Annotated in this window: 15 protein-coding genes; 4 read left to right on the top strand and 11 right to left on the bottom strand. The window is 74.0% G+C overall.

Annotated features, from left to right (window positions below):
* Positions 1-98 precede the first annotated feature (98 nt).
* The gene (locus BM076_RS30235) at positions 99-1,370 is read right to left on the bottom strand and encodes a M14 family zinc carboxypeptidase (RefSeq protein WP_093716922.1); all 1,272 of its coding nucleotides are present in this window, start codon (positions 1,368-1,370) and stop codon (positions 99-101) included.
* Between the two features lie 292 nt (positions 1,371-1,662).
* Here BM076_RS30235 and BM076_RS30230 point away from each other — a divergent pair, with 292 nt between their 5' ends.
* The gene (locus BM076_RS30230; protein WP_093716971.1) at positions 1,663-2,790 is read left to right on the top strand and encodes a HesA/MoeB/ThiF family protein; all 1,128 of its coding nucleotides are present in this window, start codon (positions 1,663-1,665) and stop codon (positions 2,788-2,790) included.
* Between the two features lie 215 nt (positions 2,791-3,005).
* Here BM076_RS30230 and BM076_RS30225 read toward each other — a convergent pair whose 3' ends face one another.
* From BM076_RS30225 to BM076_RS30210, 4 genes are all read right to left on the bottom strand, one after another.
* Positions 3,006-4,295, bottom strand: a complete 1,290-nt coding sequence (locus tag BM076_RS30225) for a M14 family zinc carboxypeptidase (RefSeq protein WP_093716921.1) — start codon at positions 4,293-4,295, stop codon at positions 3,006-3,008.
* 153 nt (positions 4,296-4,448) lie between these two features.
* Positions 4,449-5,177, bottom strand: coding sequence for a flavin reductase family protein (locus BM076_RS30220; protein ID WP_093716920.1), 729 nt, complete (start codon positions 5,175-5,177; stop codon positions 4,449-4,451).
* A gap of 131 nt (positions 5,178-5,308) precedes the next feature.
* Positions 5,309-6,130, bottom strand: coding sequence for a helix-turn-helix domain-containing protein (locus BM076_RS30215; protein WP_093716919.1), 822 nt, complete (start codon positions 6,128-6,130; stop codon positions 5,309-5,311).
* Between the two features lie 98 nt (positions 6,131-6,228).
* Positions 6,229-7,332, bottom strand: coding sequence for a MerR family transcriptional regulator (locus BM076_RS30210; RefSeq protein ID WP_093716918.1), 1,104 nt, complete (start codon positions 7,330-7,332; stop codon positions 6,229-6,231).
* 320 nt (positions 7,333-7,652) lie between these two features.
* Between BM076_RS30210 and BM076_RS30205 the strand changes: the two genes are divergently transcribed.
* The gene (locus tag BM076_RS30205; RefSeq protein WP_093716917.1) at positions 7,653-8,837 is read left to right on the top strand and encodes an FAD-dependent oxidoreductase; all 1,185 of its coding nucleotides are present in this window, start codon (positions 7,653-7,655) and stop codon (positions 8,835-8,837) included.
* Between the two features lie 88 nt (positions 8,838-8,925).
* On the opposite strand, the gene BM076_RS30200 is transcribed toward BM076_RS30205, so the two are convergent.
* A complete protein-coding gene (locus BM076_RS30200; RefSeq protein WP_093716916.1) occupies positions 8,926-9,399 on the bottom strand; it encodes a MarR family winged helix-turn-helix transcriptional regulator in 474 nt (157 codons plus the stop codon).
* Between the two features lie 74 nt (positions 9,400-9,473).
* Complete coding sequence (locus tag BM076_RS38075) at positions 9,474-10,016, bottom strand: potassium channel family protein (protein WP_093716915.1); 543 nt, start codon at positions 10,014-10,016, stop codon at positions 9,474-9,476.
* Between the two features lie 294 nt (positions 10,017-10,310).
* Here BM076_RS38075 and BM076_RS36255 point away from each other — a divergent pair, with 294 nt between their 5' ends.
* Positions 10,311-10,718 (top strand): sigma-70 family RNA polymerase sigma factor family protein, encoded by a 408-nt coding sequence (locus BM076_RS36255; RefSeq protein ID WP_143120674.1) that lies wholly within the window; start codon positions 10,311-10,313, stop codon positions 10,716-10,718.
* 4 nt (positions 10,719-10,722) lie between these two features.
* Here BM076_RS36255 and BM076_RS30185 read toward each other — a convergent pair whose 3' ends face one another.
* The 3 genes from BM076_RS30185 to BM076_RS30175 are packed head-to-tail and all read right to left on the bottom strand — an operon-like array spanning position 10,723 to position 13,552.
* Positions 10,723-11,469, bottom strand: a complete 747-nt coding sequence (locus BM076_RS30185) for a class I SAM-dependent methyltransferase (protein ID WP_093716970.1) — start codon at positions 11,467-11,469, stop codon at positions 10,723-10,725.
* A gap of 44 nt (positions 11,470-11,513) precedes the next feature.
* Positions 11,514-12,848 (bottom strand): MFS transporter, encoded by a 1,335-nt coding sequence (locus BM076_RS30180; RefSeq protein WP_093716913.1) that lies wholly within the window; start codon positions 12,846-12,848, stop codon positions 11,514-11,516.
* Positions 12,845-13,552 carry a helix-turn-helix domain-containing protein gene (locus tag BM076_RS30175; RefSeq protein ID WP_093716912.1) on the bottom strand — a complete coding sequence of 236 codons (708 nt, stop codon included), beginning with the start codon at positions 13,550-13,552 and terminating at the stop codon, positions 12,845-12,847. The genes BM076_RS30180 and BM076_RS30175 overlap by 4 nt, the downstream gene beginning before the upstream one ends.
* Before the next feature lie 233 nt (positions 13,553-13,785).
* On the opposite strand from BM076_RS30175, the gene BM076_RS30170 reads away from it, so the two are divergent.
* Positions 13,786-14,574 carry an oxidoreductase gene (locus tag BM076_RS30170; RefSeq protein WP_093716911.1) on the top strand — a complete coding sequence of 263 codons (789 nt, stop codon included), beginning with the start codon at positions 13,786-13,788 and terminating at the stop codon, positions 14,572-14,574.
* A gap of 52 nt (positions 14,575-14,626) precedes the next feature.
* On the opposite strand, the gene BM076_RS30165 is transcribed toward BM076_RS30170, so the two are convergent.
* Positions 14,627-15,601, bottom strand: coding sequence for a LysR family transcriptional regulator (locus BM076_RS30165; protein WP_093716910.1), 975 nt, complete (start codon positions 15,599-15,601; stop codon positions 14,627-14,629).
* Positions 15,602-15,668 lie beyond the last annotated feature (67 nt).

Raw genomic sequence — 15,668 nt, 5'->3', positions numbered from 1 at the left:
AGCGCGCAGTTCCCCGCGCCCCTATCGGGCAACCTCCTCCGCACAGTGCGGGTACAGGGCCCGCGCCCCTATCGGGCGCCCTCTTCCGCGAAAGCGGGCTACTCGCCGAGAAGGCGAAAAGCGGCCAGGACCGTCTCGGACTGGAGGTCCACCTGGACGGGGACGGGCACCCAGGCCAGGGAATGGCCGGAGGCAAGCTCGGTGGACCAGAGGGAGTGCTGGGTCGCGCAGGCGGCGCGGAGGCCGGCCTCCGAGGAGGAGGACGGGAGACCGTCGAGAAGACGGAGAAGGGTGCCCGTCGCCCGCAGGGAGATACGGCGAGCCGCGATGTCGAGCGCGTGCAGATGTGCCCGGGTGAGCGGCACGGGAGAGGGATCCAGGTGATCCCAGTCGTGGGCGACACTCCGCATGATGGGCGCCATGCCCTCGGCGACCCGGGTCAGCGGGCCATCGCCGGCCACCAGGGGCCGTACGCGATCGAGCAGCGCACCCGTACGGTCGGCGTGCTGCCGCAGCAGCGCGGCGAGACCGGCCAGCGCCCGCCCGGGCTCGGGATGCGGTGAGGTGTCGGCGACATCGGGACTCGCCCACATGGGCACTTCGAAGAGCGCGGTCATCCCGCCGTGCCGGTGCGGGTGGATCCAGGTGGAGCGGCCGACGTCCTCGGGCAGGCTGTCGAACTGGGCGCGTCGGCCCGGCGCCGGCATGAGGTAGACGCCGGGCCCGGACACCGTCCAGTACAGCGCGTCGTACGTGCCGGTCTGCACGGGCACGTCCCGCTCGGCGGAGAGCTTGCCGAGCGGTTCGGCCAACCCGGGGATGTCCCGGGTGAGTTGGACCCAGGAGCCGCCGAGATCGTTGCCGTGCAACGAGCACTGCAGCTCGGGCCGCAGCTCGTCGATCAGGTCCAGCAGGGCCCGGGACTCCGGGAGTTGGTCGTCCGGCTGCCGGATCGAGGGCGCCCACTCGGGCTGTTCGTCGGCGGGCGGCCGGTAGGCGTGCCGGAAGTGCTCGGCGGGGGTGCGCCGTACGGCGGGCCCGGCCTCGCTGCGTACGGTGCCGTCCGGGTCGAGGCAGAGCAGGAAGTGCCAGGAGGCGTCGGCCCCGGCGTGCAGGGCCGGGTCGGCGGCGACGCGGTGCGCGAGCCGCAACGCGGTGGCGGGGCCGACGCGTTCGTCGGAGTGCGGCCCGGCGACCACCAGGATGTGCCGCCTGCCGCGCCCCACGCTGAGCAGGCGCAGCGGCCTGCCCTGCCGGGACCTGCCGATCTCCCGCAGCGTGCTCGGCGGTACGAGGCGCGAACGCGCGAACGCGGAGGCCGCCGCCGCGACCTCCGCGACGCTGGGATAGGCGTCGGGCTCCGACGTCACGTGCCGTTGGAGTTGCTGTCGCCGGTGGTCTCTTCCCTGTTCAGTGGCCGGATGACGATGGTGGTGCCCGCCATGCTGACTCCTCTCCGTCCCTGACTGCTCAAGCCCCGTGCAGCGCAGAGGAGTTGAAACGTTATGTCCCCTGAATCCCCCGCACCTTGCCAAGGCTCCGGCGGCCCGGCGACAGTGTCAAGGCCCGTACGTACCCGTGCGTACGGGCGGAGTTCGAGGGGGTCGGTCGATGACGGCACCACCGCACACCGAAGGATCCGAGGCATTGTCGAGGCCGCGGATCAAACCCGAACACCAGGCGTATCGCACGATCGACGGCAACGTCCGGATCGGCAGCGTGATCTACGGGATCGGCGCCGAGATCGAGGACCCGGACGGCTGGGTCTGGACCCTGACCGAGGCGATGGACGGGACGCGGACGGCCGCCCAGATCGCCGCCGAAGTCGCCGCCGCGCACCCCCGGTTACCGTTACCCGCCGAGACGGTCGGCTCGGCGATGGCCGACTTACGGGACGCGGGTTTCGTGGACGACGCCGCCGCGCCGCTGCCCGCCGGACTCGCCGAACGCGACCGGATCCGGTACGCGCGCGGGGTCGCGCTGCTGCGCTGGATGGACCTCAGCCCGCGCGCCACCCCCTGGGACGCCCAACTCCGGCTGGCCGGCGCCCGGGTGCTCGTGCTCGGCGTCGGCGGTACGGGCGGTGTCGCGGCCCAGTTACTGGTCGCCTCCGGCGTCGGGCACGTCCACGTCGTCGACCCCGATGTCGTCGAACTGTCCAACCTCAACCGGCAGGTGCTCTACCGCGAGGCGGACATCGGGCGCCCGAAGACCGACGCCGCCGTCGCGGCGCTGCGGGCCCTCAACTCCGATGTCACCGTCACCGGGGAGCGGCGCGAGATCCGCGGCCCCGGCGCGCTGGCCGCCCTCCTCGCGCCCGACGGCGCCCCGTCCCCGTACGACCTGCTCGTCCTCGGCGCCGACCGGCCGCCCGCGATACGGCGCTGGGCCAACCGCGTCTGCCTCGCCCTCGGCCTGCCCTGGGTGGAGGGCGGTTACCGCGGTCCGCTCGTCACCGCCGGCGTCCACGTCCCCGGCGACGGGCCCTGCTGGGAGTGCCAGCGCATCGGCGAGGACGCCCGCCGCGACCTCCGGCTGGCGCCGGGCCAGAGCGAGGAGGCGGCTTCCCCTCGGATGGCGTGGAATCCGGCGAGCGCTGTGACCGCGGGGCTCTCCGGGACCCTCGTCGCCCACGCCGCCCTCGCCCTCCTCACGGGCGTCCCGCCCATGCGGCCCGGCTTCCGCTACGGCATCAACCTCATGGCCCTCGGCGAGCCCATCCTCCAACGCCACCCCCGCCTCCCCACCTGCCCCGCCTGCGGCGGCGCCTTCTCGTCTGGCGGCGAGTGAGGTCTTTCAGGGGCGCGGGGAACTGCGCGCTCAGCCCGCGCGGGCCTTCAGGCGAAAGACCGCCCCCAGCGGGGCAGACGCTGTTTGTTTTGCGACCACCGGCCCGGTGGTGGGTTGCTCGCGCAGTTCCTCCCCCAGCTACCGCTGGGAGGTGCCCCCAGCGCCCCTATGGGGCACCCTCTTCCGCAGGGGTGCGGGTGCTAGGGGCCGGGCCCCTAGGTGAGGCGGTCCACCGTCGCCAGGACGGTGCGGGCCTGGAGCTCGACCTGGTCACCCACCGGCACCCAATGAGCATCGGTGGTGGCGAGCAAATCGCGAGCCCCGGCGTCGATCCGCCGCTCCAGCCGCCCCCGCAGGCGGCCGTGATCCCCGGAGGGATCCCCCTCCCCGTTGCGCTCCTCGTCGAGCAGACGCAAAAGCATGCCGGACGCGCGCAGCGGAATCCGCCGGGCGGCGATGTCGAGCGCGGCGATGTGCGCCATGGTGAGCTGGACAGGGGAGTCGTCGGCGAGATTCTCGTAGTCGTCCGCGAGCCCGGCGAACGCCCCGGCGGCCTGTTCGACGCCGCGCAGCAGCGCGCTGCCCGTCGCGGCGGGCGAGAGCAGGCGCCAGGCGCGGTCGAGCGCCGAGGACGCGGCGGCGCCGTCCTTGCGCAGCCGCGCGGCGAGCGCGGTGACGGCCTGCGCGGGGTCGGGATGCGGATCCTGGTCGCAGACCCGCCGGGTCGCCCACATGGGGACCTCGACCAGGGCGGTGAGCCCGCCGTAGCGGTGCGGGCGGCCCCAGGTGGAGCCCGCCGCGTTCTCGGGCTCGCTCGCGAAGCGTTCCGGCTTGCCCGCGGCGGGCTGGACGAAGACGCCGGGCCCGGAGCCGGTCCAGTACAGTGCGTCGTACGTGCCGGTCTGGAGCGGTATGTCGAGTTCGGCGGCGTATTTCCCGAACGGCTCGGCGAGACCTGGCACATCGGCGGTGAGCTGTACCCAACTGCCGCCGACGTCCGTGCCGTGCAGGGTGCACTGGAGGAACGGCCGGAGTTCGTCGATGACGGCCAACAGGGCGTGTGTCTCGGGCAGTTCGTCGCCCGGGACCCGGAAGGAGCCCGCCCACTCGGGCTGTTCGGCGGCGGCGGGCCGGTAGGTGTGCCGGTAGTGGACGGCGGGCGGCCGCGGCCCGGCCGGGCCCGTCTCGTTGAGTACGGTGCCGTCCGGGTCGAGGCAGAGCAGGAAGTGCCAGGTCAGGTCGGCGTCGGCCTGCCGCTGCCGGTCGGCGACGGCGTGCTCGGCCAGCCACAGCGCGGTCGCGCCGCCGGCCTGCTCGTCCGGGTGCGGGCCGGCCACCACCAGCACGTTCCGGCTGCCGTGCCCGACGGACAGCAGCCACAGCGGGCGTCCCGCCCGCGACTCACCGGCCAGCCGCATCCGGCACAGGTCCGGGTGCCGCCGGGTCAGTACGCGGGCCGCCGCCGCGACACCTGACACGGTCGGATACGCGTCTGGCCCGCGCATGACGGCCCCTCCTCGTCCACATCCACGTCCCTGCCACGGCGGCTTCACCCCCCGCCGTGCCCACCCCGATGGCACCGCGTCTCGAACGAACTGCGTGGAGTCGAACGGATGCCGTCGGTGCGCACCCAAGGCTCTGCGGGCGGCACCCGGGTGTCAAGACCGCCCCGTCACCACCGCGTTGGCGTCGGCGGCGGCGCGCGAGCGCTCGATGTCGGGTCCCCGGTAGAGGCGTTCGGGGATCGTGGCCAGCGCGGACGGGTGCAGCCGGGGGCCGAGGCCGTAGAAGTGCTGGAAACTCATCAGCAGGGGCCGCCACTTGTCCGGATCTATCCGGTCGCGGGTGCCGGCCGCGCGGATCCGGTCGTGCACCAGGACGCGGGTGACGCGTACTTCGAACACGAGGATGCCGCCGCGCTGTTCCGGGTCGTCGTCGGCCAGCGGGTGCGTGGCCTCCAGCACGGCCTCCATCGCCACCGGGCACTCCGCGACGCGCGGCGCCGCCACCGTCTCCGACGGCACCGGCGTCAGGCCCGCCCGCCCGAACTTGTCCCCTTCGTACCGGTACCCGCGCCGCTTCTTGCCCTCCGGCACCGGGTCGCGCCCGGTCGTCAGCGCCAGCCGGTCGACGGCCGCCGCCATCGAGTCCTCCGGCAGATTCAGTACGGCCGCTCCGTCGCGCACCAGGTTCCGTGCCGTCTGTGACCGTGCTCCCAGGCCGAGCACGGCCCGCCACCCGAGCCAGAACACCGAGGACATCGGGGCCAGGTTCGGGGTGCCGTCCTCGTTCACGGTGGACAGCAGCACCACCGGGGTGCCGAAGTACAGGATGCCGGGTTCTATACGGTGCGCCTCGGGCGCCGTTCCCACGTTCACTGAGGTCATGCCCTCAGTCTCCGGTTGCCCTTCTCCCGAAGCTGGCAGCATTCGGACCTCGCGTCCGGCGCCCCTCTACCCGCACGCGCGGGCGACGGTCCCCTCCTGCGGACGAGGGATGCCCCTTGAGGGGCACCCACTTACCGGTCGGTGAGGTGGGCGAGGAGGTGGAGGGCTTCGGAGGACGGGGTGCCCGGGTCCGCGTGGTACGTGATGAGCATCTGCCCGGGCGCCCCGGGCAGCGCGAGCTTCTCGTAGTGGAGGTCGAGCGGCCCGACCTGGGGGTGCAGGAGCAGGGCGACCCCGCTGGTCTTCTGCTGCACGTCCTGCCGCGCCCACAGCGTGCGGAACCGCTCGCTGTGCAGGCTGAGTTCACCGATCAGCTCCAGCAGCCGCGGATCGTCGCCCGCGCCGCCGGCCATCGAGCGCAGATACGCGACGGCCTTGGCGGTCATGCCGTCCCAGTCCCGGTACAGCGCGCGCAGCCCGGGTTCGAGGAAGGCGGCACGCAGGGTGTTCACACCGGGCGCGAAGTACGGACTCAGCGCCACAGCCATGGAGTTGGCGGCCAACGTCGTCATGTACCGGCCGTGCACGAGCGCGGGTGTGGTCGGCCACCCATCGATCAGGTTCCGCACCCCCGCGCTCACCCGCTCGGGCCGTGCGGGTCTGCGCCGGGCCGGACGCGGCGGTCTGGCCAGCTCCCGCAGATAGCGTTCGGCGTCACCGTCGAGCAGCAGCGCGCGGGCGATGCTCTCCAGCACCTGGTCCGACGGGCTGCGGTCGCGGCCCTGTTCCAGGCGGAGGTAGTACTCGACGCTGATCCCGGCGAGCAGCGCGACCTCCTCGCGCCGCAGCCCCGGCACCCGGCGCCTGGTGCCCTCCGGCAGGCCGACGTCCGCGGGGCGCAGCCGCTCCCGGCGCACCCGCAGAAATTCGCCCAGCGTCGTCACCGTCGCCATGATCCCCAGCGTACGGCGGCGGGCCCGGCCGGGCCCGCCGCCGGCCTGTCCCTGCCGCTACCAGGAACGGGCGCCCTCGGATCGGCCGCGAGGCCGCCTCACGCTGGCAGCTCCACGACGTCGGCGACGACGGCGCTGACGTTGTCCGGGCCGCCGGACCCGTTGGCGAGCGCGACCAGCGCCCGTACGGCCTCCTCCGGTTCGCCGGCCGCCGCGAGCGCCGTGCGGATGGCGTCGGCCGGGACGACGGCGGACAGGCCGTCGGAGCAGAGCAGGAAACGGTCGCCGGGCCGCGCGTCGTGCAGCCGGATGTCGGCCCCCGATCCCGTGTCCGCCGCCTCCGAAGTCGTACCCGACAGCGCCTTGACCAGCAGGGAGCGTTGCGGGTGCGACTCCGCCTCGGCCGCGCTGAGCCGGCCGTCGTCCACCATCGACTGGACCATCGTGTGGTCCTGCGTGATCTGGAAGAAGCCGCCGTCGCGCAGCAGATACGCGCGGGAGTCGCCGATGTGGACGAGGGCGAGCCGGGAGCCGGTCCAGAGCATCGCGGTGAGGGTGGTGCCGACGTGCCCGGGGTCCTGCTCGGCGGCGGCGATGCCGCGTACCGCCCGTCCGGCCTGCTGGACGGCGTCCTCCAGGGCGTTGAGCAGCTCGCCCGCGGGCAGCGCGGTGCCCGCGCCGGTGTCCAGCGGCTTGAGGGCGTCGACGGCGGCGGCGCCCGCGGGGGCGCCGCCGGTGCCGAAGCCGTCGGCGACGGCGAGCAGGCGGGCGCCGGCGTAGGCGGTGTCCTGGTTGCTCTCGCGGACCAGGCCCGCGTCGGTCAGGGCGGCGTAACGGATGCCGAGGGGTGCGGTGGCTGCTGACATGTCGGGGTTCCTCCAGAACACGCTCAGGTGATCGACGAGGAAGGCGGCCAGGTCCCGCCGGGCGGCGGTGTCGGCCTCGACCTGTGACCAGTACGCGGCCACCGAGCGGGCGGCCCCCGCGCCGTCCTGGGCGCAGACCTCCTGGATGCCGGCCAGCGGCATCCCGAGCCTGCGCAGCCACGCCACCAGGCGGGCCTTCTCCAGTTGGGCGGGCGCGTACGAGCGGTAGCCGGTCGCCGGGTCGACGCGGGCGGGGGACAGCAGTCCCAGCTCGTCGTAGATCCGCAGCGCGCGCTGCGACAGGCGGGCCGCGGTGGCGAAGGCCCCGATGCCCATCAGCCCGTCCCCGGGTCCGCCCGGTCCACTGGATCCGCCCGGTCGACCGGGCCCGTACGGCTCACCGGGCCCGTACGGCCCGCCGGCTTCACCCGGCTGCCCGGGCCCCGCAGATTCCGCCCGCATGGCCGCTCCTCGTCGTCCCTCCTCGCACCGGGCCCTTCGCCCGGCACGCGTCCGATGCTGGGGTTTTCCCCGACGTCAGAGTCAAGCAGCTCGTCCGGGAGCCGTCGAGAAACCTTTGCGGTTCGCTCTACGAACTAATATCGTTCGTAGAACGAACGATATTGCTGTCGATATGACGCGAGGGATGGATACGTATGTCCGAGAACGGAAGCGGAAGCGGAAGCGAAAACGTAAGCGCTGGCCGTGCCACGGTCGCGGTCGTCGGCGGGGGCTACGGCGGCGCCGCCGTGGCGAAGGCCCTGGACGGCGGGACGGACGTCGTGCTGATCGAGCCGAAGGACGCCTTCGTCCACTCGGCGGGCGCGCTGCGCGCGCTGGTCCGGCCGGACTGGGCCGCGAACATGTTCTTCCCGTACGACCGGCTGCTGAGCCGCGGCCGGGTGCTGCGCGAGCGCGCGTCCTCGGTCGACCCGGGCGGGGTGACGCTGGCCTCCGGCGGGCGGATCGACGCCGACTATCTCGTCCTGGCCACCGGCTCCGACTACGCCTTCCCCGCGAAGACGGAGACCGACTCCTCGGCGGAGGCGCTGCGCAGGCTGCGCGTCGCGTACGACGAACTGACCGGCGCCGAGCGGGTGTTGATCCTGGGTGCCGGCCCCGTCGGGCTCGAACTGGCCGGTGAGATCAGGGCGGTGTGGCCCGCCAAGCGCATCGTGATCGTCGACCCGGCGCCGGAGGTGCTGCCCGGTTTCCTGCCCGAGGTGCGGGCCGATCTGCTGCGTCAACTGGCCGCGCTGGACATCGAGTTGCGGCTCGGCGTCCGGTTGGACGAGCAGCCGCCGGGGGAGCCGGGCCGGGCGAAGACGTTCACCGTGCCGACGACGCCGGTAGGCGATCTCACCGCCGGCCTCACCGCCGATCTCACCGCCGACATCTGGTTCCGCTGCCACGGCGTCCGCGTCAACGGCGGCTACCTCGGCGACGGCCGCCTCACCCTCCCCACCCCCAAGGGCCAGGTCAGGGTCACCGACACCCTCAACGTCACCGGCCCCGCGGGCCCGTACGCGCACGTCTACGCGCTCGGCGACCTCACCGACGTCGCCGAGGCCAAGATGGCGGGCCACGCCATGCGGCACGCCGACGTCGTGGCGCGCAACATCCTCGCCCAGGCGCGCGGTGAGCGCGCCACGGCCACGTATCTGCCGTCGCCCGTCCCGTCCGCCCTGCTCCCGCTCGGCCCGGGCGGCGGAGTCGGTCAGCTGCCGGACACGGAAGGGGGCGCGGGCGGCGCCGTGCCCGTACCGGCGCCGCGGGTGGCGGCGTACAAGGGGGCGGATCTGTTCGTGGGGCGCTTCGCGGAGCTGTTCGGTACGGCCTGAGCCCGTACCGTGTCGGGGCGTACGGGGCGTACGGGGCGTACGGGGCGTACGGGGCGTACGGGGCGTACGGGGCGTACAGGGCGGCGGGTCAGGCGCCGGCCGGTGCCTCGTCCACGTCGAGGAAGACGTCAGGCACCTTGTTGTCCCGGACGACACGGCTGAGCAGGTCCGCGAGGGTGTCCCGCTCGGCCGCCGTCAGCCCGGACGGCAGTTCCTCGACGCGGCGGCAGGTCTCGGCGTAGAACTCCTCGACCAGCGCGCCGCCCGCGTCGGTGAGCGCGACCCGGACCGCGCGGCCGTCCCGCGGATCGGCCTCGCGCCGTACGAGGCCGCGCTGCGTGCAGCGGTCCACCAGGCCCGTCAGGCTCGACTTCGCCAGCCCGAGGATGCCGCCCAGCTCGCCCATCCCGAGCGGCCGGCCCATCAGCACGCACAGCAGCTGGCCCTGTTGCGCGGTCAGCCCGTACGAGCGGCTCGTGTCCGCGTACACCGCGTCCACCAGAAAGGCGGACCGCACCAACGCCGTGACGACGCCGAACTGGTCGCCCACGTCCTTCCCCATGCGGCCAGCGTACGGCAGCCGGGCCGCCCGGCTCCGGGCTTCGGGCGCGCCCGGGTGCCGGGGGAGTCCGGGCGTCAGCGGTCCGCGTCGCGGTGCAGGGTGCGGCGGGTCAGGTCGACGACCAGGCGGAGGAGGAGGGCCAGGAAGGCGAGGTCGATCAGGACCTGGACGCTGACCAGGACCCGGGCGAAGTCGGTGACGGGGGTGATGTCGCCGTAGCCGACGGTGCCGAGGGTGACGATCGCGAAGTACAGGCCCGCGGTGCGGTCCACGGGCGCGCTGAAACTGCCCGGATCGAGGTCCGCGAGGCAGACGTACGCGCCCGCGAACAGCGCGAGGAAGAGGGCGAGCGCGACCGCCAGCACCTCCATGGCGCGCAACTGCGGCAGCTCGGCGCGCAGCAGCGCGCGCAGTTCGTACGTCATGACGGCGGTGAACAGCACGGCGCCGATCACCAGCCGCAGCAGCGCGGCCGCGTCGGGCCGGCCGCCGGTCAGCGGCAGGAAGTAGTAGAGGACGAGGATCGCGGCGGTGGCCAGCGCGCAGCGGAGCGCGGTCGCCGCGACCGCGCGGCGCCGCTGCGGCCGCCCGAGGTCGGCGAGGCGCCGCGCGCTCACCGGGCCCCCCGCCCGGCCCGGAGGCCGGCCGCGCGTCCGCCGTCCCGAGCCGTCACCCGCAGCCCCGCCTTCGTCCGCCGTGTCTGCCGTACGCCCGTACGCCGGTGCCGTACGTCCGTGCCGTATGTCCGGACGCCCGTGACGTACGCCCGTACGCCTGTGCGTCCGTACGCCGTGCGCCGCCGCTCCGACGATCGTCCGGCGCGGGCCGGGGCGCGGCAATCGGACCGCCGCCGAACGTGGGCGCGGCGCCCGTCCGGCCGCGTACGGACCCGGGCTACCCCGGCTACCCCGGTGACCCGAGGCTCAGGCGACCTCGGCCAGCGCGGCCGTCAGCAGGCCGTACGCGGCCCGGTCGTACGCCATCAGGCGGATCAGCGCGACGCGCGTCGGGGTCGTGGTGAGGGTGGTGACGGCGATACGGGCGGCCTCGGCGCCGATGGCGGCGGCTTCACGCCGGCCGCTCTCACCCCGGTCCGCGGCGCCGCCACCGTCGCCGCCCTGCTCGCCCGCGCCGACCGGCCCGACCGGCTGATCTCCCCGGTCCGGCTCAACGGCGCGCCCGCCGCCCGCGTCGAGGGCGACGGCTATCTCGCCGCCGTCTCCCTCTCGGTTGAGCACGGCCGCGTCACCCGCGTCCAAGTCGTCGCCAATCCGCACAAATTGACCCGCCTCGACGCGCCCTCGGACCTGGCGCGCTGAACGCCTACCGCACCGCCACGGCCAGGCTCACCACGTACGGTTCCTCCACCGTCCCGTCGGGGAACAGCTCCTTCAGGCGCCGCCGTTCACCGGCCAGGAACGGTGCGGTGGCGGTCTCGCCGAGGACGACGAAGCCGGATTGCGTGGCCAGGCAGGCGAGATGGGTGTCCAGCGGGACGGTCCTGCGCCAACCGACCTGCCGGTGGCGGAAGTCGAGGCCGCCGGGCAGGGTGTGGAAGCGGGACCGGGGGTCGGGCGGGGCAGCCGGCGCGCCGAACAGCCGGCGCAGCCGGGCGTCCTGCTCGGCCGCCCACGGCACCGACCGGTCCGTGCCGTTCCACCACACCGCGAGCGCGCCGCCCGGCCGCAGCACCCGCAGCGCCTCCGGCACCGACCGGCGCGGGTCCGTCCAGTGCCACGCCTGCGCGTACGTCACGAAGTCGAACGCCCCGTCCGCGAGCGGCAGTTGGTCCCCACTGCCGAGCACGACCGGCACCCCGGGCAGCCCGCGCCGGAATTCCGCCGCCATCGCGGCAGCCGGTTCCACCCCCACCACCCGCGCCCCGCGCGCGTGCAGCAGGGCCGTCGCCAGCCCCGTACCGGCCCCCACGTCCGCCACCCGCGCACCCCGCAACTCCCGCCCGGCCAGCTCCTCCACCCCCGCGAACAGCTCCGCCGGATACGACGGCCGATACGCCGCATACGCCCCGGCCACCCGCCCGAACGCCCCGGCCCGTCCGCTCACGTCCACGCCCACGCCCACGTCGTTGTCCCCTCGTCCGTACGGAATCGCCGTCACCCCGCAACTCCCGTGACACCGCCCGCCGTTCCCGCTCCCGTTCGGGCCGGGGGTGTTTCCGGTGCGGGGACGGACGGGGGCGGGGCGGTCAGGAGGGGGTGGTGGGTGAGGACGACGAGGCCGCCCGCGAGGTAGCCGAGGGCCTGGAGGGCGAGGAGGGGGATGGTGCCGAGGCGGTCGCCGAGGAGGCCGGCGGTGGTGATGCCGAGGAGGACGGCGGCGCCCTCGGCCGCACCGAGGGCGCCGAGGACGCGGCCCCGGGAGGCGTCGTGGGTGAGGTGCTGGAGGACGGTCATGGAGCCGGCGACGGTGAAGGCGCCGGGCACGCCGACCAGGATCATGCAGACGAAGGCGGGGACCAGGCTGTCGGAGACCAGCGGATAGCAGAAGAGGGTGAGGTCGACCAGGCCGAACAGGACGGAGCCGACGCCCCACATCGCGGCCGCGCGCAGCCGGGAGCCGAGTGCCGCCGCGACCAGGCCGCCGACGATGCCGCCCACCGCCTGGGACGAGACGATCAGGCCGTACACGCGGGCGCTGCCGCCGAGTTCGGTGCTCACGAAGGGCGCGAAGAGCGTGCTCATCAGGCCCTCGCCGACCTGCGTCACCAGCCCGAAGGCGAACAGCAGCCGCATCGCGCCGCCCGTCGCGCACAGCCGGAGCCCGTCCCGCCACTCGGCGGCCAACCGCCGTACGGCCGCCCCCGGTTGTACGGTCTTGGCCGCCGTCCGCGTACGGTACGCCGTCCGCTCCGACCTGTGCCGTACGCGCTGGAGCAGGACCGTCGCCACGACGAAGGTGGCCGCGTCCGCCGTCGCCAGCAGGGACAGGCCGCCCGCGGCGGTCAGGACACCGCCGAGCGCGGCGCCGACGAGCCGGGCGACATCGCGGATCTGGCTGTTCAGCGCGTTCGCCGTCATGAGCTGCCGGGGCTCGATCAGGGCAGGGATCAGCGCCTGTTCGGCCGGCGTGAAGAACTGCTGGAGGCAGCTCTGCGCGAGGACGACGGCGTACGCGATGCCGATCGTCCGCCCGTCGCGCACGGCGAACAGCGGGAGCAGCACGGCGGCGTTGAGCAGATTCAGCACGATCATGGTGCGCCGCCGGTCCCAGCGGTCCGCGAACACCCCCGCGAACGAGCCGAGGACGACCGTCGGTACGAACGACGCCAGCAGCAGGCCGCCCGAGGACAGCGTCGAGCCGGTCAGTACGTAGACGTGGAAGGCCAGACCGGTGCGCAGCAGCCAGTCGCCGGTGAGCGAGACGAGGCCGGCGCCCAGCACCAGCCGGTAGTCGCGCCGCCGCGCGAGCACCGCCCACAGGTCCCTCACCGCCCGTCCTCCGGACCGGACTTGGGGTCGGCCTCGGTGTCGGTGTCGGTGTCGGTGTCGGCTTCGGCCCCGGCTTCGGGCGCGGCGCCAGGCACGGCTTCAGGCACGGCTTCAGGCACTGGCGGCGCGACGGTGACGATCTGCGTGAAGTGCACGTGCCGGCTGCCGGGCGGGCGCGCGGCCTTGTCGTCGATCGGCCGCTCGTCCACGTACCGCTGGAGCAGTGCCGCGATCTGCCCGGTCACCTCGGTGAGTTCCTCGGCGGTGAGGTAGATCCCGGTGTGGTCGATGCCGGTGCTGTCCCGCCACCGCGGCTCCTCGGCCGGGCGCCGCTGCTGCCACTTCGCCAACTGGTCGAGCGCCCGCTCGGCCATCAGCTGTTCCAGGACGTTCACCGCCGCCGCGCGCTCCGGCGTCAGATCCGCCCTGCTCCACGTCTGCGACGTGGACACCACCCGCCACGGCCGCTCCCGGTTGTCCTTCCCCGGCGCCGGCTCCACGAAGTCGTACTTCGCCAACTGCCGCAAATGGTGCGACGCCAGCGCCTGACTGATCCCCAGCCGCCGCGCCGCCTCCGCCGCCGTCAGCGGCCCTTCCTCCCCGAGCAGCGCGTGAATCTCCAGCCGCACCGGATGCGCCATCGCGCGGATCGCCAGCGGGTCGTCCAGCAGCCGTATCCGTCGCGGATCACTTTCCAAGGACATGCTTGGAATATGACCGCGCCCCCGCCCTGATGTCAAGCCCTTGCTTGGAATGTGCCGCCCGCAGCGGGTGGACGGGACCCGTGCGGCGCCCGTAGGCACTCCCCATAGGCAGCCCCTATGTCCCCCCGTGAATTTTCGTCTTTGCTCCGCCCGTATTTCCCTGCGTACGGTGACACCGCTCGACCGGATGCGCACCGGAAAGTCGTCGTGGGAATGAGAGACGGGAACGGGAAATGACGGAATTCGCGCGGGAATTGACGGGGCTGGACGGACTGGGCGGGCTGGACGGGAAGCGGGCGCTCGTGACCGGGGGGTCGCGGGGGATCGGGGCCGCTGTGGTGCGGCAGCTGGTGGGGGCCGGGGTCGAGGTGTTGACGACGGCCAGGTCGGGGGCGGCGGAGGTGCCGGAGGGGGCGCGCTTCGTGGCGGCGGACGTGCGGACGGCGGAGGGGGCGGAGGTGATCGCCGCGGCCGCGCACAAGGAATTCGGCGGGGTGGATCTCGTCGTGCACAATGCGGGCGGCGCACAGCCGTACGCGAGCGCCGCGGATATTCCGGCCGAGGAATGGAAGAATGCGCTGGAGCTGAATTTCCTCGCCTCGGTGCGGCTGGACGCGCTGCTGACCCCGGGAATGCGGGAACGCCGTACGGGGGCGATCGTGCACGTGTCCTCGGCCGCGGTGCTCACGCCGGTCGGCCAGTTCCTGCACTACGTGGCGGCCAAGGCGGCCCTGGAGACGTACAGCAGGGGCCTGTCGCTGGAGCTGGCGCCCTTCGGGGTGCGGGTGAACACCGTGACGCCGGGCCGCACCGCCACCCCGGGCGGCGAGGCCACCCGGGAGCAGTGGGCACGCCTGGCCGTCGGGCCGGGCCAGACCAACGCCGACGACACGCCGCCGCTGGGCCGCGAGGGCCGGCCCGACGACATCGCCGACGCGGTGCTGTTCCTGCTGTCGGGCCGCGCGGACTGGCTGACCGGCAGCAATCTGGTCGTGGACGGCGGCGAGTTCCCGCGCGGCTGACGGCGCGCAGACGGCGCGCTCACGGCGCGCGACCAGGCGCAGGCGTCAAGTGTCAGGCGGCAGGCGTGGATACGGGCCCTGGCACGGACACAGACCCGGACCCGGACCCGGGTACGGAAACGGCCTCGGGCTCCGCCCACGTCTGCTGCCGCAGCAGTTCGAGCAGGGCGGTGCCCGCCGGTCCCGCGCCCTGCCGGACCACGGCGATGACCGGCTGCGACACCGCGGGGAACACCGGCCGGACCAGGTGCTCGTAGCCGTGCGGTACGGCGGAGGCCGGGACGAGGGTGGCGCCCAGCCCCTGGGCGGCCCAGCGGACGGCCGTCGCCGTCTGGGACACGCGGGCCGCCGTCGTGGCGGCGGCCGGCGCCGGATCCCGATCCCGGTCCTGGTCCTGGTCCCGCAGCACATTGAGCAGGACGCCGTCGAGCGCGCTGTCCCGGTCGAACCGTACCCACGGCTCGCCCTCCAGGGCGCTGAGGTCGACGCGTTCGGCGGCGAGCTGCCGGTGCCCGGCGCCCAGCACGACCACGAACTCCTCGTCGCCGAGGTGGTGCGCGTCGGCCGGCGTACGCTCGCAGGCCGCCATCAGCGCGAGGTCCAGGACGCCGCGCTTGCACAGCTTGTCCAGCTCGGCGGAGCTGGGCTCCTCGAAGACGGTGACCTCAAGACGCGGGAAGCGGCGCCGCAACGCGCCCAGCGCACGCGGCAATTGGCGCGTACCGAAGCCCATCTGCACCGAGACGACCAGCTCGCCGTCCAGGTCGTCGGCCCCGGCCCGCGCCGTCGCCCGGGCCCGCCGGGCCGCGTTCACCGCGACCTCCGCCTCGATGAGGAACGCCCGCCCGACCGCGGTCGGCACCAGCCCGGCCGGTGTCCGGACGAACAGCTCCACGCCCAGGTCCCGTTCGAGCCCTTTGATCTGCTGCGACACCGACGGCTGCGCCACCCGCAGCACCTCGGCCGCCGCCGTCACGGACCCTTCCGCGGCCACGGCCAGCGCGTATTCGTACTGTCGCAGACTCATGCGCGCCTCTTTCCGCCTCTGTCGGTTCCACCAGCGGCAACCCGGCCCCGTGCCCGCGGATTCCCGT

Source organism: Actinacidiphila alni, assembly GCF_900112845.1.
In the GTDB taxonomy this organism is placed as follows: domain Bacteria; phylum Actinomycetota; class Actinomycetes; order Streptomycetales; family Streptomycetaceae; genus Actinacidiphila; species Actinacidiphila alni.
The sequence above is the reverse complement of the archived record's forward strand: the minus strand, read 5'-3'. Positions and strand labels throughout refer to the sequence as shown.

Excerpts from the sequence above, each read along its gene's own strand:
- BM076_RS30225 (WP_093716921.1), bottom strand. The coding sequence starts at position 4,295 with ATGCGCGGGCCAGACGCGTATCCGACCGTGTCAGGTGTCGCGGCGGCG.
- BM076_RS30220 (WP_093716920.1), bottom strand. The coding sequence starts at position 5,177 with ATGACCTCAGTGAACGTGGGAACGGCGCCCGAGGCGCACCGTATAGAA.
- BM076_RS30215 (WP_093716919.1), bottom strand. The coding sequence starts at position 6,130 with ATGGCGACGGTGACGACGCTGGGCGAATTTCTGCGGGTGCGCCGGGAG.
- BM076_RS30210 (WP_093716918.1), bottom strand. The coding sequence starts at position 7,332 with ATGGGCATCGGGGCCTTCGCCACCGCGGCCCGCCTGTCGCAGCGCGCG.
- BM076_RS30205 (WP_093716917.1), top strand. The coding sequence starts at position 7,653 with ATGTCCGAGAACGGAAGCGGAAGCGGAAGCGAAAACGTAAGCGCTGGC.
- BM076_RS30200 (WP_093716916.1), bottom strand. The coding sequence starts at position 9,399 with ATGGGGAAGGACGTGGGCGACCAGTTCGGCGTCGTCACGGCGTTGGTG.
- BM076_RS30175 (WP_093716912.1), bottom strand. The coding sequence starts at position 13,552 with ATGTCCTTGGAAAGTGATCCGCGACGGATACGGCTGCTGGACGACCCG.
- BM076_RS30170 (WP_093716911.1), top strand. The coding sequence starts at position 13,786 with ATGACGGAATTCGCGCGGGAATTGACGGGGCTGGACGGACTGGGCGGG.
- BM076_RS30165 (WP_093716910.1), bottom strand. The coding sequence starts at position 15,601 with ATGAGTCTGCGACAGTACGAATACGCGCTGGCCGTGGCCGCGGAAGGG.